At 64.7% G+C, this 20,319-nt stretch carries 23 protein-coding genes and 1 tRNA gene; 9 read left to right on the top strand and 15 right to left on the bottom strand.

Annotated features, from left to right (window positions below; translation table 11 throughout):
* Positions 1 to 14: 14 nt before the first annotated feature.
* The 6 genes from metK to psbB all read right to left on the bottom strand — a co-directional run bounded on the left by metK (position 15) and on the right by psbB (position 5,738).
* Positions 15 to 1,277, bottom strand: a complete 1,263-nt coding sequence (gene metK / locus KBY77_RS15945) for a methionine adenosyltransferase (RefSeq protein WP_255106637.1) — start codon at positions 1,275 to 1,277, stop codon at positions 15 to 17.
* Positions 1,252 to 2,121 carry an HAD family hydrolase gene (locus tag KBY77_RS15940; RefSeq protein WP_255106635.1) on the bottom strand — a complete coding sequence of 290 codons (870 nt, stop codon included), beginning with the start codon at positions 2,119 to 2,121 and terminating at the stop codon, positions 1,252 to 1,254. Before KBY77_RS15940 ends, metK begins: the two co-directional genes overlap by 26 nt.
* A 32-nt stretch (positions 2,122 to 2,153) precedes the next feature.
* The gene (locus tag KBY77_RS15935) at positions 2,154 to 3,239 is read right to left on the bottom strand and encodes a 30S ribosomal protein S1 (RefSeq protein WP_255106632.1); all 1,086 of its coding nucleotides are present in this window, start codon (positions 3,237 to 3,239) and stop codon (positions 2,154 to 2,156) included.
* Positions 3,240 to 3,341: 102 nt separating this feature from the next.
* Positions 3,342 to 3,839, bottom strand: coding sequence for a transcriptional regulator NrdR (gene nrdR, locus KBY77_RS15930; protein ID WP_094555034.1), 498 nt, complete (start codon positions 3,837 to 3,839; stop codon positions 3,342 to 3,344).
* Positions 3,840 to 4,058: 219 nt separating this feature from the next.
* Complete coding sequence (locus KBY77_RS15925; RefSeq protein ID WP_006042122.1) at positions 4,059 to 4,154, bottom strand: photosystem II reaction center protein T; 96 nt, start codon at positions 4,152 to 4,154, stop codon at positions 4,059 to 4,061.
* A 24-nt stretch (positions 4,155 to 4,178) separates the two neighbouring features.
* On the bottom strand, positions 4,179 to 5,738 hold the full coding sequence (gene psbB / locus KBY77_RS15920; protein ID WP_094555033.1) for a photosystem II chlorophyll-binding protein CP47: 1,560 nt from the start codon (positions 5,736 to 5,738) through the stop codon (positions 4,179 to 4,181).
* Positions 5,739 to 5,975: 237 nt separating this feature from the next.
* Here psbB and KBY77_RS15915 point away from each other — a divergent pair, with 237 nt between their 5' ends.
* Positions 5,976 to 6,449 carry a 2Fe-2S iron-sulfur cluster-binding protein gene (locus tag KBY77_RS15915; protein ID WP_255106629.1) on the top strand — a complete coding sequence of 158 codons (474 nt, stop codon included), beginning with the start codon at positions 5,976 to 5,978 and terminating at the stop codon, positions 6,447 to 6,449.
* A gap of 42 nt (positions 6,450 to 6,491) precedes the next feature.
* On the top strand, positions 6,492 to 6,599 hold the full coding sequence (gene psbM, locus KBY77_RS15910; protein WP_094555031.1) for a photosystem II reaction center protein PsbM: 108 nt from the start codon (positions 6,492 to 6,494) through the stop codon (positions 6,597 to 6,599).
* Positions 6,600 to 6,780: 181 nt separating this feature from the next.
* Here the strand turns inward: psbM and KBY77_RS15905 are convergent, their stop codons facing one another.
* Positions 6,781 to 7,629 (bottom strand): universal stress protein, encoded by an 849-nt coding sequence (locus KBY77_RS15905; protein ID WP_255106627.1) that lies wholly within the window; start codon positions 7,627 to 7,629, stop codon positions 6,781 to 6,783.
* Positions 7,630 to 7,700: 71 nt separating this feature from the next.
* On the opposite strand from KBY77_RS15905, the gene KBY77_RS15900 reads away from it, so the two are divergent.
* The 4 genes from KBY77_RS15900 to KBY77_RS15885 are packed head-to-tail and all read left to right on the top strand — an operon-like array spanning position 7,701 to position 11,120.
* Positions 7,701 to 8,153 (top strand): acyl-CoA thioesterase, encoded by a 453-nt coding sequence (locus tag KBY77_RS15900; RefSeq protein WP_255106625.1) that lies wholly within the window; start codon positions 7,701 to 7,703, stop codon positions 8,151 to 8,153.
* A 25-nt stretch (positions 8,154 to 8,178) separates the two neighbouring features.
* Positions 8,179 to 9,465, top strand: a complete 1,287-nt coding sequence (locus tag KBY77_RS15895; RefSeq protein WP_255106622.1) for a DNA-processing protein DprA — start codon at positions 8,179 to 8,181, stop codon at positions 9,463 to 9,465.
* A gap of 9 nt (positions 9,466 to 9,474) precedes the next feature.
* On the top strand, positions 9,475 to 10,479 hold the full coding sequence (gene prmC / locus KBY77_RS15890) for a peptide chain release factor N(5)-glutamine methyltransferase (RefSeq protein WP_255106620.1): 1,005 nt from the start codon (positions 9,475 to 9,477) through the stop codon (positions 10,477 to 10,479).
* The gene (locus tag KBY77_RS15885) at positions 10,479 to 11,120 is read left to right on the top strand and encodes an L-threonylcarbamoyladenylate synthase (RefSeq protein WP_255106618.1); all 642 of its coding nucleotides are present in this window, start codon (positions 10,479 to 10,481) and stop codon (positions 11,118 to 11,120) included. Before prmC ends, KBY77_RS15885 begins: the two co-directional genes overlap by 1 nt.
* Before the next feature lie 274 nt (positions 11,121 to 11,394).
* On the opposite strand, the gene KBY77_RS15880 is transcribed toward KBY77_RS15885, so the two are convergent.
* From KBY77_RS15880 to minD, 4 genes are all read right to left on the bottom strand, one after another.
* Positions 11,395 to 11,466: transfer RNA gene (locus tag KBY77_RS15880), tRNA-Thr, on the bottom strand.
* A 12-nt stretch (positions 11,467 to 11,478) separates the two neighbouring features.
* Positions 11,479 to 11,679 (bottom strand): response regulator transcription factor, encoded by a 201-nt coding sequence (locus KBY77_RS15875; RefSeq protein WP_255094914.1) that lies wholly within the window; start codon positions 11,677 to 11,679, stop codon positions 11,479 to 11,481.
* Between the two features lie 80 nt (positions 11,680 to 11,759).
* Positions 11,760 to 12,065: a cell division topological specificity factor MinE gene (gene minE, locus KBY77_RS15870; RefSeq protein WP_255106616.1), complete on the bottom strand. Its 306-nt coding sequence runs from the start codon at positions 12,063 to 12,065 to the stop codon at positions 11,760 to 11,762.
* Positions 12,066 to 12,071: 6 nt separating this feature from the next.
* Positions 12,072 to 12,926 carry a septum site-determining protein MinD gene (gene minD / locus KBY77_RS15865; RefSeq protein WP_255106604.1) on the bottom strand — a complete coding sequence of 285 codons (855 nt, stop codon included), beginning with the start codon at positions 12,924 to 12,926 and terminating at the stop codon, positions 12,072 to 12,074.
* Between minD and KBY77_RS15860 the strand changes: the two genes are divergently transcribed.
* Positions 12,916 to 13,938 carry a phosphatidylserine/phosphatidylglycerophosphate/cardiolipin synthase family protein gene (locus KBY77_RS15860; protein WP_255106602.1) on the top strand — a complete coding sequence of 341 codons (1,023 nt, stop codon included), beginning with the start codon at positions 12,916 to 12,918 and terminating at the stop codon, positions 13,936 to 13,938. The two genes, minD and KBY77_RS15860, sit on opposite strands and share 11 nt — an antisense overlap.
* Positions 13,939 to 14,009: 71 nt before the next feature.
* Here the strand turns inward: KBY77_RS15860 and minC are convergent, their stop codons facing one another.
* From minC to ctpZ, 3 genes are read right to left on the bottom strand one after another with little or no spacing between them, the layout of a single operon-like run.
* On the bottom strand, positions 14,010 to 14,693 hold the full coding sequence (gene minC, locus KBY77_RS15855) for a septum site-determining protein MinC (protein ID WP_255106600.1): 684 nt from the start codon (positions 14,691 to 14,693) through the stop codon (positions 14,010 to 14,012).
* 23 nt (positions 14,694 to 14,716) lie between these two features.
* Complete coding sequence (locus KBY77_RS15850; protein ID WP_255106598.1) at positions 14,717 to 15,988, bottom strand: HD domain-containing protein; 1,272 nt, start codon at positions 15,986 to 15,988, stop codon at positions 14,717 to 14,719.
* Entirely contained in the window at positions 15,985 to 17,241 is a 1,257-nt protein-coding gene (gene ctpZ, locus KBY77_RS15845; RefSeq protein WP_255106596.1) for a carboxyl-terminal processing protease CtpZ, read from the bottom strand. The genes KBY77_RS15850 and ctpZ overlap by 4 nt, the downstream gene beginning before the upstream one ends.
* Positions 17,242 to 17,323: 82 nt before the next feature.
* Between ctpZ and petB the strand changes: the two genes are divergently transcribed.
* Together petB and petD are read left to right on the top strand one after the other, a co-directional pair.
* Complete coding sequence (gene petB / locus KBY77_RS15840) at positions 17,324 to 17,998, top strand: cytochrome b6 (RefSeq protein ID WP_006173475.1); 675 nt, start codon at positions 17,324 to 17,326, stop codon at positions 17,996 to 17,998.
* A 68-nt stretch (positions 17,999 to 18,066) separates the two neighbouring features.
* Entirely contained in the window at positions 18,067 to 18,549 is a 483-nt protein-coding gene (gene petD, locus KBY77_RS15835; protein ID WP_094555178.1) for a cytochrome b6-f complex subunit IV, read from the top strand.
* Between the two features lie 80 nt (positions 18,550 to 18,629).
* On the opposite strand, the gene KBY77_RS15830 is transcribed toward petD, so the two are convergent.
* Positions 18,630 to 20,081 (bottom strand): glycoside hydrolase 100 family protein, encoded by a 1,452-nt coding sequence (locus tag KBY77_RS15830; RefSeq protein WP_255106594.1) that lies wholly within the window; start codon positions 20,079 to 20,081, stop codon positions 18,630 to 18,632.
* Positions 20,082 to 20,319: the final 238 nt, after the last annotated feature.

The following is a 20,319-nucleotide window of genomic DNA, read 5'->3' as shown; positions in this document are numbered from 1 at the left end:
GGAGATGGGGGGGATCAGGCGGCTGGCTGGCCCACGGGAACCCGATCGGCAGTGGCTTGCTGCAGCCGGGCGGCGGCCTCACCCACGTCCTCCCAGGGAAGGTTCAGGTCGGGACGGCCGAAATGGCCGTAGGCAGCCACATCCTGGTAAAAGCGGCCGCCCCGCTGACGGGGGAGATCGCGCAGGCCGAAGGTCTCGATGATCGCGCCGGGGCGCAGGTCAAAGTGTTCCTGCACCAGGGCAGTGAGGTCGTCGTCGCTGATTTTGCCGGTGCCGGAGCTCTGCACCAGGATGCTCACGGGCTTGGCAACGCCGATCGCATAGCTGAGCTGCACTTCCACCCGCCGGGCGAGACCAGCGGCCACCAGGCTCTTGGCCACGTGGCGGGCGGCGTAGGCCGCCGAACGGTCAACCTTGGTGGGATCCTTGCCGGAGAAGGCTCCACCGCCGTGGCGCGCAGTTCCGCCATAGGTATCGACGATGATCTTTCGCCCGGTCAGGCCCGCATCACCCTGGGGGCCACCCACCACGAACTTGCCGGTGGGATTGACCAGAAAGCGAACCGCAGCGCGCTCGGGCTGCAGCGGCAGATCGGCGGTGGCTGGGATCACCACATGGGTCCAGAGGTCATCGGCGATGCGCTGGCGCAGGCCCGCCTCATCACTGATTCCGTCGATCTCGGCCATGTGCTGGGTGGAGATCAGCAGGGTGTCGATCGCCACCGGCCGATCGTTCTCGTAAACGACGCTGACCTGGGTCTTTCCATCCGGCAGCAGGTACGGGAGGGTCTTGTCGTGCCGCACCTGGGCCAGCCGGCGGGCCAGCCGGTGGGCCAGGCTGATCGGCAATGGCATCAATTCCGGGGTTTCGTCGCAGGCGAAGCCGAACATGATGCCCTGATCACCAGCACCCACCAGGTCGAGGGGGTCGCCGTCATGGTCGTCGGCCTCATTCACGCCCTGGGCAATGTCCGGCGACTGCTGGTCGAGGGCGGTCAGCACGGCACAGCTGTTGGCATCGAAGCCACCGGCTTTGGCGCCGCTGTAGCCGATCGTTTCGATCACGCTCCGCACCAGGCTGGTGATGTCGACGCGGGCAGTGGTGCTCACCTCGCCGGTGACCAGGCACAGGCCGGTGTTGACAACCGTTTCGCAGGCCACCCGGCTGGCGGGGTCGGCACTCAGCAGTGCATCGAGAACGGCATCGCTGATCTGATCACAGATCTTGTCGGGATGGCCCTCGGTGACTGACTCAGATGTGAAGACGTAGCGGCTCATCCAGGCTTGCACCGACTTCTGGCTGGCCGAGCTTATCGCCCGGCTCTGGTGATGGGTGCATCCCAGATGAACCAGCCACCTGCAGCTCGTGCCAATGATCCAGGCGCGGCATGTGCTCCGGCAGCGGCGGCCTGCTGCTCCAGCCGGCGCTGTAGCCCAGGGCCAGCCCCACCCCTGCCCGCTCGGCCATGCGCAGATCACTGCAGGCATCACCGATCAGGGCACAGGCGGAAGGGCTGACCCCAAGCCTGGAGCAGAGTCCATGCACGGCCGCTGGATCCGGCTTGGCAGGTCGCATGTCGGCGCTCCAGATCTCCTGGAACAGCTCAGCCAGCCCGTGGCCGCCCAGGAACCGTTGGATTCCCTCGCTGTCGTCATTGCTGATCACCGCCAGCTGCACCCCTGAGCGGTGAAGCTCCAGCAGCAGAGGGGCCACTCCCTCGCTGAGCGGTGCCAGCGGGGCCCCGCCAGGACGATCCCCGTCGGTCTGGAGCTGCTCACGATCGATGGCTGCGAAGACGGCTTCGCTGTGATCCAGAGCTTCCGGCCAACCAAGGCCCACCTGACAGAAGGCGGTGGCTGTGGAGATCAGATTGTGGGTACGACTCGCCACTGCGGTGGTGCCGGCCGGGTTGAGCTGATCGCCCACCAAGCCATAAGCCCGCTCAAGCAGGTCTTGAAACTGGGAGCGGTGGGCTTCAGGAACATGCTCAAGGCAGGCCTGAAGACGGGCGCGGCTCAGGGCCAGGAGGCCCGGTTCACTCAGGCTGAGGGTGCCGTCCTTGTCGAAAAGGATGGCTTCAACCGATCCGAGGGGCTGACCACGCAGGAACAGTTGAACCATCTGATCGGTGCAGGCGCCCCAGGTTATGGCGCTCAGTCGAGCGTGACGCCCATCGGCTCGTTCTCCTCGGCCTGCTCAAGCAGCATCTGCTTGTAGCGGGCGGCCATTTCCTCGGCCTTGTCGAACACCTTCTGGGGATCGGTCAGCATGTCCCCTGGTTCCGGCTCGAGAGCTTTGGTGGAGAGGGAGATGCGGCCCCGCTCGGCGTCGAGGTCGATGATCATCACCTTCATCTGATCGTTCACATTGAGCACCGTGTGGGGTGTCTCGATGTGCTCGTGGCTGATCTCTGAGATGTGCAGCAGACCGCTGACCCCGCCGATGTCGATGAAGGCTCCGTACGGCTTGATGCCTCGCACGGTGCCGATCACCACCTCGCCCACTTCCAGACGGTTCATCTTGCGCTCCACCAGGGCGCGGCGATGGCTGAGCACCAGGCGGTTGCGCTCCTCGTCCACCTCCAGGAACTTCAGGGGGAGAAAATCGGCGACCAGGTCTTCCTTGGGCTTGCGGGTGCTGATATGGCTGCCGGGGATGAAGCCGCGCAGGCCTTCGACCCGAACCAGGGCACCGCCCCGGTTGGTGGCGAACACTTCGGAGTAGATGGTGGCGTCTTCCTTCTGGAGCTGACGCACCCGCTCCCAGGCCCGCTGGTACTCGATGCGGCGGATCGAGAGCGAAAGCTGGCCGTCCTCGTTCTCCTCACTCATGATGAAGAACTCACGGACCTCGCCAGGCTGCAGCACGTCGCTGAGGGCCTCGACCCGGTTGATCGAGACCTCCTGCAGGGGCATGAAGGCGGCGGTCTTGGCTCCGATGTCGATCATGGCGCCCTTGGGCTCCATGGCGAACACGGTGCCGTTCACCACGTCACCGGGCTTGAAGTTGTAGTCGTACTTGCTCAGCAGGGAGGCGAACTCCTCCAGCGTGAAGCCGGCGCCGTCGGAGTCGCGGCTGGCGACGCGGCTGCTGGGATCGTCGGCTGTGGGGACCTCTTCCGGAATGTCGAGGTTCAGATCAGCCGAGGTTTCGTCTGTCGGATCGAGATCTGTCAAGGCTTCGCCTGTCGGATCCAGTTCGACCTCGGTGCTGCTGATCTCGGAAGGGGTCACTGTCATGGAAGGGTGGCGGTCTGCCCAAGGCAGAATGAAGGATGTGCGTGCCTGCCCGCCGACAGACGCACGCAATCCACAATCATACAAATCCGCCCTCTGCCGGGCTCAGCGCACGGCGGCAAGCGCGCCATCCGGGCGCTGAGGGGAGGACCGACGGCTGAGGCCTTCAAGGGTTGCGACGAAGTCGCTGATGCCCTGAAACTGCCTGTAGACCGAAGCAAAGCGCACGTAGGCCACCTCGCTGATCTCGCTGAGTTGCTGCAAGACCAGTTCACCGATCTCAGCGCTGCTCACCTCGCGGCCATGGCGCTGCTGCTGCAGTTGCAACTCGATGTCGTCGACCACGGATTCGAGCCGTGCTGGCTCAAGACCGGTTTTTTCGCAGGCTCGCACCAAGCCATGCAGAAGTTTGTTGCGGCTGAAGATCTCTCGGGTGCCGGTGCGTTTGATCACTGTGATCGGCACGGTTTCCACCCGTTCATAGGTGGTGAAGCGAAAGTCGCAGTGGAGGCACTCACGCCGCCGCCGAACACTGCGGCCAGCGTCCGCGGATCGGGATTCCAGCACCCGGCTATCGGTGTGTTGGCAGGAGGGACATTGCATCCCTTGGCGACCCACGCGGTTTGGTTAGTGGAAGTGTAGTCAGTAGAGCTCCGATTGAGAAGTGAGGAGTGCTCACAGCTGCAGCGGTGTATCTGCTGTCGCAGCCCATTCAGCAACGTTCTCGCTGGAGCGGGCTGGTTGGAGACGGCTCCCGGCATGAAAAAAGCCCCCGCCGGGGCGGGGGCTTGATGGGTCCAAGGCTCACGGGAGCCTTGGATCTCACTTGCCGATCTTTGGGGGATCGCGGAAGGCGATCGCAAAGAAGAGGGTGGCGATCGCCAGGGTGAGAATGAGGATGTAAGCGAAGCTCTCCATAGAGAATCTCCTGAGTGGGGGCGATCAGCTGAGCTTGGTGCCAGCCGGTGGGATGTAACCCTCGGGGAGACGGCGGGTGCTGCGGTCTCCCAGCTTCTGGAACAGACCGAATTCCACCTGTTCTCCGAGGTCGGGGTCGATGCCGGCGAACACATCCCGGTACAGGGTGCGGGCGCCGTGCCAGATGTGCCCGAAGAAGAAGAGGAGGGCGAATGTGGCATGGCCGAAGGTGAACCAGCCGCGGGGTGAACTGCGGAAGGTGCCGTCTGAGTGGTAGGTCTCGCGGTCAAATTCGAAAGCCTCACCCAGCTGGGCCTTTCGGGCCAGTTTCTTGACCGCAGCAGGGTCGGTGTAGGTCTGGCCGTTGAGGGCACCACCGTAGATGGTGGCTGTCACGCCAGTCTGCTCAAAGGAATAGCGGGCTTCGGCGCGACGGAAGGGAATGTCGGCCCGAACAATGCCCTGATCGTCTTCGAGAACCACTGGGAAGTTTTCGAAGAAGTTGGGCAGGCGGCGCACCTGAAGGTTGCGGCCGTCCTTGTCGGTGAAGCTGATGTGACCCAGCCAGCTGGTGGGAAGGCCGTCGCCGTTCACCATGGGGCCGACGCGGAAGAGACCACCCTTGGCCGGACTGTTGCCGACGTAATCAAAGAAAGCAAGCTTCTCAGGGATGGCGCCATAAGCCTCTTCGGCACTGGAGCCGTTTTCGAGGGCTGTCTGGACCCGGCGATTGATCTCGGTGCGGAAGTAGCCCTGGTCCCACTGGTAGCGGGTCGGGCCGAACAGCTCTACCGGTGTGGCCGCTGAGCCGTACCACATTGTTCCGGCCACGATGAAGGCGGCAAAGAACACTGCAGCGATGGCGCTGGCAAGCACCGTTTCGATATTGCCCATCCTCAGAGCCTTGTAGAGGCGCTCGGGTGGGCGGGTGGTGATGTGGAAGATGCCGGCAATGATGCCCACGATGCCTGCGGCGATGTGGTGGGCAACGATGCCTCCCGGGTTGAAGGGGTTGAACCCTTCTGGTCCCCAGGAGGGCTGCACTTTCTCGATGTGTCCGGTGAGACCGTAGGGATCGGAGATCCACATCCCCGGACCGAAGACGCCGGTGAGGTGGAAGGCGCCGAAACCGAAGCAACCAAGCCCGGCGAGCAGCAGGTGGATGCCAAAGATCTTGGGAAGATCCAGGGCTGGTTCACCAGTGCGCGGGTCCTGCCAGATCTCGAGATCCCAATAGGTCCAGTGCCAGATAGCGGCCAGGAAGAGCAGGCCACTGAAGATGATGTGGGCGGCTGCCACGCCTTCGAAACTCCAGAAGCCGGGGTCGACGCCGGTTTCTCCGGTGATGCTCCAACCGCCCCAGCTGCCTGTCACACCCAGGCGGGCCATGAACGGCATGACGAACATGCCCTGGCGCCACATGGGGTTGAGCACCGGGTCGGATGGATCAAAAATGGCGAGCTCATAAAGCGCCATGGAGCCGGCCCAGCCGGCGACCAAAGCGGTGTGCATGAGGTGCACGGCCAGCAAGCGGCCCGGGTCGTTGATCACGACCGTGTGCACCCGATACCAGGGCAATCCCATGGGGGTCAGGTCCGGGGTAACTAACAGCTGCCTGTGACGACTTGACGCCATCACAACCAGTGGACGATCAAAAAGGATCGTTCCGTGTTGGGGATCGTAAGGGGTTCTCCAGGCCTGCGGGAGCGTTGGCGTTGAGCTGAAACGAGCCGTAGTGCCGTATCCGGTGGTTTAGGTGGAGAGCTGTTTACAAAACGCAACTTGCGGGGCTCAGAATGGGGGCTCCCGCGACTGTTTCTGATGCCTGTGATCCGTTTCGTCCGCGAGGGCCGTGATGTTGAGTGCTACCCCGGCGAAAACCTGCGGGAGGTGGCTCTGCGTGAGGGGTTGGAGCTCTACGGGCTCAAGGGGCAGCTCGGCAATTGCGGTGGTTGCGGTCAGTGCATCACCTGCTTTGTCGATGTGGTGGCAGAAGCGTCGCCGGGCGCGCTGACGCCGCGCACCGCCGTGGAGGATCGCAAGCTGCGCCGACGCCCCGAAGGCTGGCGGCTTGCCTGTCAGGCCCTGGTGCAGCGCTCGCTGGTGGTGCTCACAAGGCCCCAGGCGGGCCTCTCCGATCGTGAGGCGCGGCTGGCGGCTGCCCGGGCAGAGCCCTTGCCGGCAGGGCCGACAGCCTGGCCGGCAGCGGAGGAGCCAGCCGCGGCCGAACCTACGGGAATGGAGTCAACCGCTACGGCCGGTGAAGCGGCGGAGGAAGGCCCGGTCGGTGGGTGATACGGTCGCCCCACGCCATTCTCAACCCGCTCGAAAGCTCCCATGGAAACCAATGATCTGGGTTTTGTGGCCAGCCTCATGTTCGTGCTGGTTCCGGCGGTCTTCCTGATCGTTCTCTACATTCAGACCAACAGCCGCGAGCAAGGTTGACCGGATCTTGACCAGGTTCCAGGCGCCCCGATCACAGGACTGTTCTTGATGATGTGAATCTGCCCAGAACCGTGATTAACGGTTCTGGGCAGTGCATCTATGAAGCGGCTATGAAAACGAGCCAGGTTCCGGGAACAGTCTTGCTCCCCAGTGCATTGCCGCCGGCAATGCCTTCCTTGGCTCACCGCCCTGATTCGGGCTCCCGAACCAGCAGCACCGGTGCTGGGGCATGCACTCGGATGTAGTCGCTCACGGAGCTGCCCAGCAGTCGGTCAATGTCGACCAGGCTCTTGGCGACCAGAGGCCTGCGATCCTGGGAGGCGATCACCACCAGGTCGGCTTTGATCTCTTCAGCCATGGCACAGACCCCGCGACCAACATCGCCGGTGCCATGCACCCCCTTCAGTTCAACGCCGAGGGCGCGGGCCCGCTGAACAGCTTTCTCGATCACCAGGTCAGCAGGGGTCTTGCCACCGCGGCTGGGCTGAATGTCCTGGCGGGAGATGTGAACACCTGTGAGGGTGCCTCCGGGAATTTCCCGAACCAGTTCGCAGGCGATCCGTAGGGCGTCGTCGCCCACTCCTGTGCCGTCGAGGGTCACCAGCAGCCGGTTCACGTGGCGCACGTAGAGGTCGTCACGCACCAGCAGCATCGGCCGAGTCGAGAGCTGGAAGACGTACTGGCTGGAGCTGTTGGCCAGGATCGACTGCAGCCTCCCCAGCCCTCTCGACCCCATCAGGATCAGATCGGCATCGAGCTCGTCTGCCACCTTGAGCACGGTCTGCTTGGTGTCGCCCTGGCGGATGATGGCGTTCACATCGGCGGGATCCAGGCCGAGGCGCTTGATGGCGTCGGCCACGATGCCGGCGGCCTTCTGCCAATGCTCCTGAAAATCGTCGCCTGCCTGCTCCGGCACCACGTGCAGCAGGTTGAGCCTTGCCTGGCGAAACGCCGGGAGCTCGCGCAGCATGCGCACCATTTCTTCAACGTGGCCCTTGCCGGAATCGGCGATCAGCAGGTTGCGAAACACGAGGCTGCCTTGGCTCTCCGGCAGCCTATGGCCGGTATCAGTCTGGTCGAGCCCTGGCCGGAGAGGCTGTAATGGAGTGGCAAAACGAGCAGCCAAGCTGGCTGTTGCGGCGACGGGTTCTGCCTCAGCACACCGATCACGGGGGAGTGATGTGGCACGGTGCCTATCTCGCCTTGCTGGAGGAGGCCAGGGTGGAGGCCCTCGCAGCGGCGGGGCTCCCCTACGCCACCCTCTCGGCCCGGGGACTTGAGCTGCCGGTGCTGACCCTGCAGGTCGACTACCGCCAGGCTGTGGGCCATGGCGAGCTGGTGGAGCTGCGCAGTCAGGTCCAGCCCCGCCGTGGACTTCGGTTGCCCTGGATCAGTCGCTTCATGCTCAGCGGCGAGCTGCTGGCAGCGGAAGCCCGGGTGGAGCTGGCGCTGGTGCGGCGCCAGGGAGGGGGCCTTCAGCTGGTGCGGCGCTATCCGCCGGAGCTGGAGCTGGCGCTGCAGCGACTGATCGACGGACCCGGCAAATCGTGCTAGTACGTGTGTACTGAATGGCATGGCCATGGGCGAGTTGCTGTCGCTGTCCGTCGCGCGTGGCTTCTGGGGGGGAGCCGCCACCGCTCCAGCTGGCTCAGCCAGCGCTTCCTTTCCAGGCCCTTCGGATTGCCCCCGCCGGTTCCCCCCGGGCCTCGCTCCTGGCTCCAGCGAGCGCTGGGCTGAGCAGCGCCAATGGTGGCTGCTCTGGAGCCTCTGTCCAGGTCTGGGCTGGCGCCGCCTGGGTGAGCTGGATCGGTCCTGTGGTGGGCTGGCGCAGGCCTGGATGGCCAGCAGCACCGAGCTGGCCGCTCTGAGCGGATTCGGGCCAGGTGTGCTCGCCAGCATCGAGGTTCACCGTCAATGCTGGGGCCTTGATCCGCTCGGAGCGGGAGGCTGGCCTTTCCATGCTCCAAAGCGGGTGCTCGTGCCGGGTGACCCCGCCCGGCCCGCCTCCCTGAATCAGCTGCAGCGGCCGCCACTGGCTCTGCACTGGGCCGGCAGGGGATCCCTCTGGGCTCCCCTGCGGCGGCGCCAGGCGATAGCTGTGGTCGGGACCCGTCGACCCTCACCGCATGGGCTGGCCATGGCTGAAGCGCTGGGTGCCGCCCTGGCGGAGGCAGGCTGGCCCGTGGTGAGTGGCCTGGCGGAGGGCATCGATGCCGCGGTGCATCTCAGTTGCCTGGAGCGAGGCGGACGGCCCATCGGTGTGCTCGGCACCCCGCTCGATCGTGTCTATCCCCGCCATCATCACGTTCTTCAAGAGGCCGTGGCTCGTCATGGCCTGCTGGTGAGCGAGCACCCGCGGGGCACTCCCGTGCGGCGGGGCCATTTCGCCGCCCGCAATCGCCTTCAGGTGGCTCTGGCCCAGGCGGTCGTGGTGGTGGAGTGCCCAGAGGCCAGCGGAGCGCTCCACTCCGCCGCACTGGCCTGGGAGCAGGGTCTGCCGCTTTGGGTGGTTCCCGCCGACGCCGGCAAGCGCTCTGCCCTGGGCAGCAATCGCCTTCTGTCCCAGGGGGCGAGTCCGCTGCTGGCAGCCTCGGATCTGATTGCCCAGCTGGGCGCCGGCCCCCTTGGCCGCCCTGAGACCTCCAACACCTTTGCGGGCACAACCTCGCTCGCCTCACCCCCTTGCGCCCCGGATCAGGCTCTGCTGGCCGCCCTGGGCCAGGGGGCCACGCTGGAGCAGCTGGCGCTGGCTTTGGGTCGGTCTGCGGCTGAACTGGCCACTCAGCTGCTGCATCTGGAGCTGGCGGGTCATGTCCGTGCCGAGGCGGGTCTTCGATGGCGTCCTGCCTCAAGGACCCTTGCCTAGATTTGGCTGATGTCTACCTCCAGGCCCTTCCCCAGCGTCTCGCCGCACCAGGCTCTTGCCAGTTCAGCGCCAGCAGCCACAGGCCAACTGATCCTGGGCACCGATCTGCTGGCCTGGCGGCGGCAGCGCCTAGCTGAAGGGGGCCGCGCCGCCGACCTCGACTGGCTGCTCGACCTCGGCGCCGGGCTGCGCTGGACGCAGTTGCAGCGGGTCTGGCTCGATCCCGCTTCGTCCGTGCGGTTGCATACCGGGCTGGGCAAGCTCACCGGCCACTGGCGGCAGCATCTCGAGTGCCATACCCCGCTTCAGTATCTGGTGGGCGTGTGTCCCTGGCGGGAGTTCTCCCTGGCGGTGTCCCCGGCCGTGCTCATTCCCCGCCAGGAAACCGAAGTGCTGGCGGATCTGGCTTTCGTTCTGGCTGAGGCCCTGCCGAGCCCGGCCCACAGGCCACTGACCTGGGCGGATCTCGGCACCGGATCCGGCTGCCTGGCACTGGCGCTGGCCCAGGCCCTGCCCCGGGCCCAGGGTCTGGCGGTCGATTGCTCTTCCCTGGCCCTGGACCAGGCCGCGATCAATCTCGAGGAGGCCGGTTTCCTGGATCGGGTCAAGCTTCATCTCGGCCAGTGGTGGGAGCCCCTACGCCCCCACTGGGGTGGGCTTGACCTGGTCGTGAGCAATCCCCCCTACATCCCCACGGCGGTTCTCGAGGGGCTCGAGCCAGTGGTGCGGGAGCATGAACCTCGCCTGGCTCTCGACGGAGGACCAGATGGACTCCAAGCGATCCGAGCCCTGGTCAGAGGAGCCTGGGAGGCCCTTGCCCCAGGCGGCTGGTTGCTGCTGGAGCACCACCACGATCAGAGCGATGCCGTGGCTGAGCTGCTTCTCTCCAGCGGGCTGGTGGAGGTGAGCGCCCACCACGACCTGGAGGGGCGGTGGCGCTTCGCCCAGGCCCGCAGGCCCATGCCTGGTCCTTGTCCAGCAAGATTCGGATACGGAGAGTCCCTGCTGCCGTGATGGATTTCTCCTCCCAGCCACCAGCCAAGCCAGGCCTGGCTCAGGCCCTGTCCGTAGCCCCCTTGGCTGAATGGATTCTCGCGGGCGGTCCGGCGATTTTCCCCACCGATACCCTGCCGGCTCTGGCGGCTGTGCCGGCAGCCGCAGGGCAGATCTGGGCGCTCAAGGCTCGTCCGAGCAGCAAGCCACTGATCCTGATGGGGGCGGACCCTGAGACACTGTTCGCTGCGCTGGAGCTGCCGCCGCATCCCCAATGGCTGGCGCTGGCTGAACGCTGCTGGCCCGGTGCCCTCACCCTGGTGCTGCCCGCCCGGGGCACGGTGGTGGCCGCCCTGCAGCCTGGAGTGGAGGCTGCCGAAGCCAGGCTTGGCCTGCGCATTCCGGCCTGCGAGCAAGCCTGCGAGCTGCTCAGCCGCACAGGTCCCCTGGCCACCACCAGCGCCAATCGCTCCGGCGACCTCCCTTGCCTCACGGCTACCGAGGCCGAGGCCATGTTCCCCCAGGTGCCAAGGCTGGCTCCGTTGCCCTGGCCCCAACCGTCAGGACAGGGCAGCACGGTGCTCGCCTGGAGCCAGGCTGGAGCCTGGCAAGTGCTGCGCTCCGGTGCTGTGATGCCGGATCTGGATCTTTCCCAAAACTGAGGCCGCGATGCTCTGGCTTGTGCTGGGTGTTTTGGTCACCCTCGGCTTGTCCCATACCTTGATCGAGCCCTGGTTGACCTGGGCAACCCCGGAGGCGGGATTGCATGGTTGGGGCTGGGCTGGGCTGGTGCTTGTGGGTTTCCTGCTGGCTGGACGCCGGACCTGATTCGGGCTGCGGTCTTCAATCTGGCCACTGGTCACCAACACCAACACCAGCACCAGGATCAGGGCCTTGATCAAAGGGGGTGGGGAGGGGATTGGGGGGTTGACAGCAAGCCGGCTAACGGATTTGAACCGATGGCCTTCGCTTTACAAAAGCGCTGCTCTACCACTGAGCTAAGCCGGCACGGCGCTGAGCTTATCGCTCGCCCCGCGCCCAGAGCAGCAGCTGGGAACGATTGCTGCAGCCTGCCTTGGCCAGCAGGCTTGACACGTGGCTCTCAACGGTCCTGGGGCTAAGCACCAATTCCGCTGCGATCGCTTTATTGCTCAGGCCGTGCACCAGCCAACCCAGCACCCGTTGCTCGGCCGGGGTGGGAGACAGATCCACCAAGGACATGGGTCAAAGTTCAACGGTTCGGTTCTGAGGATTCCCAGCCGCTCCGTCTTTGTGCCCTGCGGATGATGAGTTGTCTTGCCTCAGACGGTGGCCATCGTGGGATCAGCGCCGGGGGGAGGTGGATTGGGCCGGGCCCGCTTGATCGGCAGGTTGGCCACCAGCGCGGTGACGCGGTCCTCGGTTTCGAGGCTTACGTCCCCCTCCTCCAGGTCAATCTCCACGTACCGGGAAACGACTTCGAGAATTTCCCGGCGCATCTGCTCCAGCAGTTCGGGGTTGAGGTCGCTGCGGTCGTGGGCCAGCACCAGTTGCAGCCTTTCGCGGGCCATGCCCGCACTGGCCGGCTGACGACCGAGCAGCTTGTCGATGAAATCGCGCAAGGTCATCGCGGCTCAGAAGATTTTGGTGTGCATCAGGCGGCCCAGCTTGGCTCGCAGGCCCCGGCCCTCCTTGGTGGGGTCGGCCAGGGGCACCTCTTCGCCTCGCAGCCGGCGGGCCACGTTGGTGTAGGCCTGGCCTGCCGGCGAACGGCTGCCGTTGAGAGTGAGCGGTTCACCCCGATTGGTGGAGATGATCACCTGGTCGTCTTCCAGCACCAGGCCAAGCAGCGGCAGGGCCAGGATGTCAGTGACATCGCTCACCGAGAGCATCTCCTGGTTGGCCATCATCCGGGGTCGCACCCGGTTGAGCACCAGTTGAATCGGCTCGATCTCGCGGGTCTGCAGCAGACCGATCACCCGATCGGCGTCACGCACGGCCGACACCTCCGGTGTGGTCACCACGATGGCTTCGCGGCAGGCGGCGGCAGCATTCTTGAAGCCGTCCTCGATTCCAGCTGGGCAATCAATCAGCACGTAGTCGAACTGCTCGGCCAGGAGACCCGCGATTTTTTTCATGTCGTCGGGCGTCAGCCACTCGAGCATGCGTGGGTTGCCTGCCGGCAGCAGGGAGAGGTTGGGCTCCTGCTTGTGCTTGACCAGAGCCTGCTCCAGACGGCAACTGCCGGAGAGCACCTCCTGAGCCGTGTACACGATCCGGTTCTCCAGACCAAGCAACAGATCAAGGTTGCGCAGGCCGAAGTCGGCATCAAGCACGGCGGTCCGGGCTCCCTGCTTGGCCAGGGCGATGCCCAGATTGGCCGTGAGCGTGGTTTTGCCGACGCCACCTTTGCCGGAACAGATCAGAATCGTTCGGTTCTGTGCGCTCGTCACGTGTTTGCCAGACGTGCCCCAGATTATGGCCCCCATCGCCGGCCAGCCCATGGATGAGAACCCCGCCTTCCAGCAACGGTCTTTGGTGATGCCCGAGGACGGCATCGAGGCGGTGGTCGATCTGATCGATCAGGCCCGCGAGGAGCTGCGTCTCAAGCTGTTCAAGCTCGAGTCTGAGGATCTGCAGGAAGCGCTGCTGAGGGCCCATGCTCGAGGTGTGGCTGTGCGGGTGATGCTCAATCCCCGCACTTCAGGGGGTGTCCGCTGGAACGATCAGGCCTTCGCCAGGCTGCAGTCGTCGGGTCTGGAGGTGTCCTGGACCAGCGACTCCTTCCCGGTGACCCACGAGACATCGATGGTGGTGGACAACCACCTGGCCCTGATCGCCACCTTTGACTTTTCTGATCAATCCTTCAATGAAACCCGCGACTACGCGGTCCTGAGTGCCTCAGCTCCGGTGGTGGAGCAGGTGCGCGCAGGCTTCGAGGCCGACTGGCACCATTCTTTTTTCGAGCCGGATCTGGGCGTAGGCCTGGTCTGGAGCAGTTTTCACAGCCGCCGGCAGATGGCGCGCCTGGTGGACTCCGCTGAACGCACCCTCTGGATCCAGCATCCCAAGTTCGCGGACACTGTGATTCTGGATCGGATCATCACGGCCCGCGAACGGGGCGTGAAGGTGCGCGTGCTCTGTGGTGGCAAACACGGCATCAGCGACTCGGATATCTCCCATAACCTTGCCTCGCTGCGTCTGATGGAGCGCTTTGGGGTGAAGGTGCGACGCCAGAAGCATCTCCAGCTTCACGCCAAGCTGATCCTGGTGGATGGGGTCTCCGCCCTCGTCGGTTCGATGAGCATCGATCGCAGCGCCTTCGACCTCAGGCGGGAGCTCGGCATCGAAACCGACTTCCCCCAGGTCGTGGCACGCCTGAAGGACGCCTTTCAGCACGACTGGAACCTGGCCAGGAAATACCGTGCGCCCGATCCCCTCGATCCCAGTCAGCACGAGAAGGGTGAACGCCCTCCAGATCCCAATTTCCTGCACGAATGACTGGACTGTTCTGTCAGGCAACCTGCTTGTTCCCTTCAGCCTGCTGTTTCTGCTGAGCGGGCTGGGGGTGATCAACCGCTGAAAGGCGGCCAGCCTGGTTCGGCCGGATCGATGCGAATCATCCCTTCAACGAGGTGGGCCTGTTCGCAGAACCCCTGAGGGGGTGAATCCTCCGGTCCTCTGGCAATCACTTCGGCGATACGCAACTGCAGGGGCCGTAGCTGCAGGGCGACGATCCTGGCGCTGGGATCACCGTGGCAGCCGGCATGGGCCACACCCCGCAGCCGGCCCCAAACCAGAACGTGTCCGCCGGCGCTGACCCTGGCGCCCGGGTTGACGTCCCCGAGCACCAGAGCTGTGCCCTCCACCTGGAGATGGTCGCCAGAGCGCAGGGTGCCCCGTTGGATCACCAGATCCGGGCTGTTGTGGGAGTCCGGACTCGGGCCTGGGCCGCTGCTCTGCTGCAGGTGTGTGGCGAGGCCGATGGCCGCCGCCGCCACCAGGGTGAGGGCCTGGCGGCCTTCCACGCCCACCAGATCAAGTTGGTGGGCGGCCAGTTGGCGCTCAAGTCCGCGGAGGTCGGCCACCGTGAGCAGCCAGTCGCCACTCTGGAGAAGCAGCTCCCCACAGCTGATCACACCATGGAGACCAAGGCTCACCTGCTTTGGCAGGGGGGCAGCCTCAGGACCCGCCGCCGGCAGCACCAACTGGTGGGACAGACCGCTGCGGGCGGCGGGCACGAACTCGGCAGCCATCGCCGCATGCGGAGGCGCCCAACTTAGGCAGCGAGGCGGCGAGAGCTTCCCAGGGCACGGGCCCGCTCCCGCAGGGCTTCACTCACCTCGGGGGGATGGATCAACCAGGCCAGCTCCACCGGCTTCACCAGGCTGGCCACCAGGGTGGAGCAGTCCTCCAGTGCCGCCAGCGATTCCCCATCCCAGAGCCTCAGCCCACCTTTGTATGGGTCATAGCCGCTGTTCTGCCGCTGCTGCAGCGCGCAGCACAGGCTGGGTCTCAGCCCGGCGGTCTCGCTGAGCCTCTGGGCCAGGGCCAGCAGCTCCAGCCGTCCACAGGCCTCCAGGTGGCTGACGTCAGTGGCCCGGAGCAGGCGGCGGTCCAGCAGCCGTCCACATAGCTCCTGCAGGTAGGGCGGCCCCGCCTCACGCCAGCGCATCAGGTGGTAACCCGTGCGCAGATCGTCGTTGGCCAGGTAGGTCTCCAGGTCGAGGCTTTCAGGGCGCCAAAGCCACACCGCCATCACCGCGTCGGCTTCAACTCCGCCTTCGGCCCCAAGGCGGCGGGCCAGCTGGATCGTCTGGGTCAGCAGCCAGTTGCAGACCACATTGAGCCTGTGGTTGTAGAGGCTGCGGTACATCAGGCTGCGCACCACCAGGTAGTGCTCGACTGCCATCAGTCCTTTCGGGTGCAGCGCCAGGCTGCCGTCGGGAGCCACGGTCAGGGCTCCCAGGATCCGTTCCAGGTCCAGCTGGCCATAGCTCGTGCCCGTGCTGTGGCTGTCCCGCAGCAGGTAGTCGAGCCGATCGCAGTCGAGCTGGCCGCTCACCAGGGAGGCCAGAGCCGGCTGGCGGTGATGACCGTGCTCCAGCAGGTCGGCCACGGCATCGGCGCTGCCGGGGGCATGGCGCTCGAGTGCCTCGCGCAGGGCTGGATGGTCCCGCACCAGCCTTGCCGACCAGGTTTCATGTCGCAGCCCATACATCTCCTCACCGGAGTGACTGAACGGGGCGTGGCCCACGTCATGGAGCAGGGCCGCGGCGTAGAGCACACCCTGGTCCTGCAACAGCTGTGGGCTCTGGCGTTCCAGCTGGTGCAGGGCAAGTCGGGCCAGATGCAACACACCCAGGGAATGGGTGAAGCGGCTTGACTCGGCGCCATGGAAGGTGAGGAACGCAGGGCCCAGCTGGCGGATCCGTCGCAGTCGCTGGAAGGGGGCCGTGTCGATGAGCTCCATGGCCAGGCCTTCGGCCGGTTGGCTGCGCTCCAGCCGGATCGCTCCGTGCAGGGGATCGTGGTAAGTACGACCGCTCATGTCTTCGGGAGCTCCTGCAGCAGCTGCTCGGCGGCCAGCTCCAGCCAGTGGTCGTCCTCCCCGCCTGGATTGAGGGGCTCCGGCTGGGGCAGGAGCCGGTCGGGTGCGATGCCCTGGTTCTGGATGTCACGACCGCTGGGGGTCACGTAGCGGGCCACGGTGACGGCTAAACCGCTGCCGTCCCCCAGGTTGATCAGCGTCTGGATCAGACCCTTGCCGAAAGTGCGGCTGCCCAGCAGGGGCGAGCGGTCGTCGTCCTGGAGCGCACCCGCCAGAATTTCGCTGGCGCTGGCGGTTCCCCCATTCACCAGAGTGACCATCGGGCCGCTGTACAGCTGCCCGGCCGCGGCCTGCCGGCGCTCACTCATACCATCGCGATTCATTGTCTCCACGATCGGCTGGGCGGCGAGGAAGGCATTGGCGACCGCCACTCCCCCCTCGACCAGCCCGCCGGAGTTATTGCGCAGATCGAGAATCACCCCCTCAACCTGCTCCTGGCCGAAGCCCTGGAGGGCCTCACGAACCCCGGCGGGAACCGGCTCGCTGAACTGGGTGATGCGCAACAGGCCGAGGCGATGCCCCCCGCGCTTGAGCACCCTGAAGCGCACGGGTTGCAGGTCCACACGCTCACGCCTTAGCAGCAACTGCCTGGGTTCACTCAGGGGGGCGGGGGGCTTGATCAACAACTGCACGCTGGTGCCGGCCGGACCCCTCAGGCGCGCAGCGGTGGCCTCCAGCCCTAGGCGGCGGCATGGCTCTCCCTCCACGTCCAGCAGTTCACTGCCTGAGCTGATACCTGCCTCAGCGGCCGGTGATCCATCCAGCGGCGCGATCACAACGATCCCTTGCCCGTCCTGTCCCAGGCCCAGCTGCAGGCCGACACCACTGACACTTCCCTCGGTTGTGGCCCGCAGGGCTTTGTAGTCGGCGGGACGCAGCACACGGGTATAGGGATCGCCGAGGGGCTCGAGCATGGCGGCGATGGCGTCATAGGCCTGGGCACTGGTTTCAATCGGCTGCTCCAGGGCCTTCTGGCGCAGCCGCCGCCAATGCACGGTGTCAAAACGTGTGGGGTCGACGTAGCTCTGGTTCACCAGTCGCCAGGCCTCCACCACCAGCTGCTGGGCATCGTTGAGTGCCAGGGCCGGGCCGGGCTGCAACCACAGCCCCAGGCAGAGCAGCAGGGCCAGCGCCTTGGCTGTTGTCCTCCGCCAGGTGATGGGCGGGCTGGAGTGGGGCTTGGGCAGGCTCATCGCTGGCAAGCCGGGAACAGGACGGCAATCACGGCCGAAGCGCGGGTATCGGTAGACTCTCGCAACCCCAACCCAGCACTGCATGGCGAACTCGTCTCCCGCCGCCAAGTCGTCTCCAGTTTTCGACTGGTTCGAGGAGCGCCTGGAACTCCAGGCGATTGCGGACGACATCTCTTCAAAGTACGTGCCGCCCCATGTCAATATTTTTTATTGCCTCGGCGGTATCACGTTGGTGTGCTTCCTGATCCAGTTCGCCACTGGATTCGCAATGACTTTTTATTACAAGCCAACGGTGGCTGAGGCCTATTCCTCGGTTCAGTACCTGATGACCGACGTCAGCTTTGGATGGCTGATCCGCTCGGTGCATCGCTGGAGCGCCAGCATGATGGTGCTCATGCTGATTCTTCACGTTTTCCGTGTGTACCTTACCGGTGGTTTCAAGCGTCCCCGCGAGCTCACCTGGGTCACCGGCGTGGTGATGGCAGTTATCACCGTCTCCTTCGGTGTCACCGGCTACTCCCTCCCCTGGGATCAGGTCGGTTACTGGGCCGTCAAGATTGTTTCCGGTGTTCCTGCCGCAGTCCCGGTGGTTGGTGATTTCATGGTTGAGCTTCTGCGCGGTGGTGAGAGTGTCGGTCAGGCCACGCTTACTCGCTTCTACAGCCTGCACACCTTCGTGATGCCCTGGTTGCTGGCCGTGTTCATGCTCATGCACTTCCTGATGATTCGTAAGCAGGGCATCTCGGGCCCTTTGTGATCTGAGTTCCAGCAGCGATCGATCGATTCAGTTTCCTCTCTTCTCTCACCACAAACCTGGTGCTCGCGATGCACATCCTCAAGAAGCCTGACCTCAGCGACCCCAGCCTCCGCGCCAAGCTCGCCAAGGGCATGGGTCACAACTACTACGGAGAGCCTGCCTGGCCCAATGATCTCCTCTACATCTTCCCTGTGGTGATCCTGGGTACCATCGCTTTGGTGGTGGGCCTTGCGGTCCTGGATCCAGCCATGCTCGGCGACAAGGCTGATCCCTTTGCTACGCCACTGGAAATCCTGCCTGAGTGGTATCTCTACCCTGTATTCCAGATTTTGCGGGTAGTCCCCAATAAGCTGCTGGGCATCGCCCTCCAGACAATGGTTCCCCTGGGTTTGATGCTCATCCCCTTCATCGAGAGCTTCAACAAATTCCAGAACCCATTCCGCAGACCCGTTGCCATGGCTGCGTTCCTGTTTGGCACGGTATTCACGATCTATCTGGGCATCGGCGCTGCTCTGCCCATCGATAAGTCCCTCACCCTGGGTCTGTTCTGATTCCATCCGTCAGTCTGAAGCAAATCTGATCAGCTCCTACCGACGAGATTGTTTGGCCGCCGTCTCCCACGGCGGCTTTTTTATGGCGGTCCGTCGATCGAGAGCAACGACACGTCGGCTGGATTGACCCGCAGCAGGTGGTGGAGCAGCAGGAAGCCCACGATGGTCCAAGTCTGGTAGGTACGGGATTGTTGCCCGACCCAGGTGCCGGTGGGTCCATCGAAATACTCGGCCCACTGCTGACGCGGCAACTGGTTCAGCTGCGACCAGTAGCACTCTTCAAGCATGGCCTTGGACTGCCCCATCAGCAGCACATCTGCCCGCGGGTGGCGTTGCTCGTGCTGAAGGATGGCGCCACCAAAAGACCAGAGCAGGCTTGGCCAGTGGCCACCGTTGTGGTAGCTCCAGGGCCAGTTCTTGGGATCGGAGCCGGTCTTGTTCATCCACTCAGCAGCCTCCATGGGGGGATGACAGATCCGCATCGGCATCTGTGCCATCAGGTGGCTGCGGTTGTGCAGTACCAGCCGGAATAGAGCCCGTTGCTGCGGTGCGGTCAGCAGTCCAAACAGGCAGGCAAGGGAATTGCCCAGGCTGTAGAACCGGAAATCCGGACGGCCTGTGCGGATGTTGCCGATCAGGTAACCGCCACGGTTCTCCAGCCAGTCCTGGAGCCAGTCGGGGATCACCTGGGGCTGCACGTTGAATTCGTTTTCGTGCTGGTGGTCGCCGTATTGCTCGGTGGGACGGCGCCGCAGCACCTGCATCGTCTTGCTGGTGACCCAGTAGTTCTTCAGCAGGTAGGAGCGGAGGTCGTGAATCCACTGGCGGGTGAGCTCCAGACGCTGCTCCAGCAGGCGGCTGCTTCTGTCACGCCGCGCGATCTCCATCAGATGGCCGCAACTGCGTAGGCAGCCGAACAGGAGGACCTCCACCTCCAGCGGGGCTCCCCACACGTCCATCGGACGATCGATCATGAAGGAACAGTCCGGAACGAACAGCACCGGTGTGCCCTCGAAGCTGGGATGCATCACCAGATCGAGCAGCAGCTGCACCCCCCGCTGCACCTTCTGACTGGCCCCGAACTCCCAGTCCTGGCTGCGTTTGACGTAATACCAACAGAGGATCGGCCACCACAGGCTGGCGTCCACCGAGGTGATCCGTCCGATTGAGCGTTGGCCGTAGTCGGCCAGCAGCTGGCCGTTCTCCTCGACAAAGCTGGTGGGGAAGACGCCGCGGGTCTGGTACGTACTGCTCTGGAGGTCGAGGCAGACGCTCAGAAAGTGACGAACAATTTCAAATCGACCCTCCAGCAGCAGGTGGAGCATCACTGGCACGTTGTCGCGCAGGAACACTTCGCCGTAATTGAGGGCGTCGTGGCTGCGGGGATGCTCCAAGGCGGCTACTGATCCCACCAGGGTGCCCTGAACCGACACCAGGGTGCGCTCGAACTTTTCGCGGGCGCTGGCCACCACAGCGTCTTCCCGGGAGCTGGGCCTGACGCGAAGCCTCTCCTGGCTGAAATGTGTCGCCAAGCCTGGACTCCTCTCGAACGGGGCCGGTGCCAGCGAAACCATAGACAGGACCAGCGATCTGAGTCGCTCTGCGCTGTGCCCTCCATTTGATTGGCGCGGTCAGGGCAATGCCTGTGGTATGTTTTTGGACTGCGCGTGAGCCGGAAGGCGAGCGCTGCAGGGCTTACAGCAGAAGTGAGGGCGAGAGCCCGCCGCCGGTGTTGTAAGTTTCCAAAGCGGTCGGGAGACCACCGCGAGC

This window comes from Synechococcus sp. Cruz-7E5, from assembly GCF_024345995.1.
Classification (GTDB): Bacteria; Cyanobacteriota; Cyanobacteriia; order PCC-6307; family Cyanobiaceae; genus Regnicoccus_A.
The sequence above is the reverse complement of the archived record's forward strand: the minus strand, read 5'-3'. Positions and strand labels throughout refer to the sequence as shown.

Bases quoted from the DNA above. Each gene is read 5' to 3' on its own strand.
- prmC (WP_255106620.1), top strand. From the start codon at position 9,475: ATGTCTACCTCCAGGCCCTTCCCCAGCGTCTCGCCGCACCAGGCTCTT.
- KBY77_RS15915 (WP_255106629.1), top strand. From the start codon at position 5,976: ATGCCTGTGATCCGTTTCGTCCGCGAGGGCCGTGATGTTGAGTGCTAC.
- metK (WP_255106637.1), bottom strand. From the start codon at position 1,277: ATGAGCCGCTACGTCTTCACATCTGAGTCAGTCACCGAGGGCCATCCC.
- petD (WP_094555178.1), top strand. From the start codon at position 18,067: ATGCACATCCTCAAGAAGCCTGACCTCAGCGACCCCAGCCTCCGCGCC.
- nrdR (WP_094555034.1), bottom strand. From the start codon at position 3,839: ATGCAATGTCCCTCCTGCCAACACACCGATAGCCGGGTGCTGGAATCC.
- minE (WP_255106616.1), bottom strand. From the start codon at position 12,065: ATGACCTTGCGCGATTTCATCGACAAGCTGCTCGGTCGTCAGCCGGCC.
- KBY77_RS15900 (WP_255106625.1), top strand. From the start codon at position 7,701: ATGGAGTGGCAAAACGAGCAGCCAAGCTGGCTGTTGCGGCGACGGGTT.
- KBY77_RS15940 (WP_255106635.1), bottom strand. From the start codon at position 2,121: ATGGTTCAACTGTTCCTGCGTGGTCAGCCCCTCGGATCGGTTGAAGCC.
- KBY77_RS15935 (WP_255106632.1), bottom strand. From the start codon at position 3,239: ATGACAGTGACCCCTTCCGAGATCAGCAGCACCGAGGTCGAACTGGAT.
- KBY77_RS15895 (WP_255106622.1), top strand. From the start codon at position 8,179: ATGGGCGAGTTGCTGTCGCTGTCCGTCGCGCGTGGCTTCTGGGGGGGA.
- minC (WP_255106600.1), bottom strand. From the start codon at position 14,693: ATGGCTGCCGAGTTCGTGCCCGCCGCCCGCAGCGGTCTGTCCCACCAG.
- KBY77_RS15875 (WP_255094914.1), bottom strand. From the start codon at position 11,679: ATGTCCTTGGTGGATCTGTCTCCCACCCCGGCCGAGCAACGGGTGCTG.
- minD (WP_255106604.1), bottom strand. From the start codon at position 12,926: ATGGGGGCCATAATCTGGGGCACGTCTGGCAAACACGTGACGAGCGCA.
- KBY77_RS15850 (WP_255106598.1), bottom strand. From the start codon at position 15,988: ATGAGCGGTCGTACTTACCACGATCCCCTGCACGGAGCGATCCGGCTG.
- KBY77_RS15925 (WP_006042122.1), bottom strand. From the start codon at position 4,154: ATGGAGAGCTTCGCTTACATCCTCATTCTCACCCTGGCGATCGCCACC.
- ctpZ (WP_255106596.1), bottom strand. From the start codon at position 17,241: ATGAGCCTGCCCAAGCCCCACTCCAGCCCGCCCATCACCTGGCGGAGG.
- petB (WP_006173475.1), top strand. From the start codon at position 17,324: ATGGCGAACTCGTCTCCCGCCGCCAAGTCGTCTCCAGTTTTCGACTGG.
- psbM (WP_094555031.1), top strand. From the start codon at position 6,492: ATGGAAACCAATGATCTGGGTTTTGTGGCCAGCCTCATGTTCGTGCTG.
- KBY77_RS15860 (WP_255106602.1), top strand. From the start codon at position 12,916: ATGGCCCCCATCGCCGGCCAGCCCATGGATGAGAACCCCGCCTTCCAG.
- KBY77_RS15885 (WP_255106618.1), top strand. From the start codon at position 10,479: ATGGATTTCTCCTCCCAGCCACCAGCCAAGCCAGGCCTGGCTCAGGCC.
- psbB (WP_094555033.1), bottom strand. From the start codon at position 5,738: ATGGGATTGCCCTGGTATCGGGTGCACACGGTCGTGATCAACGACCCG.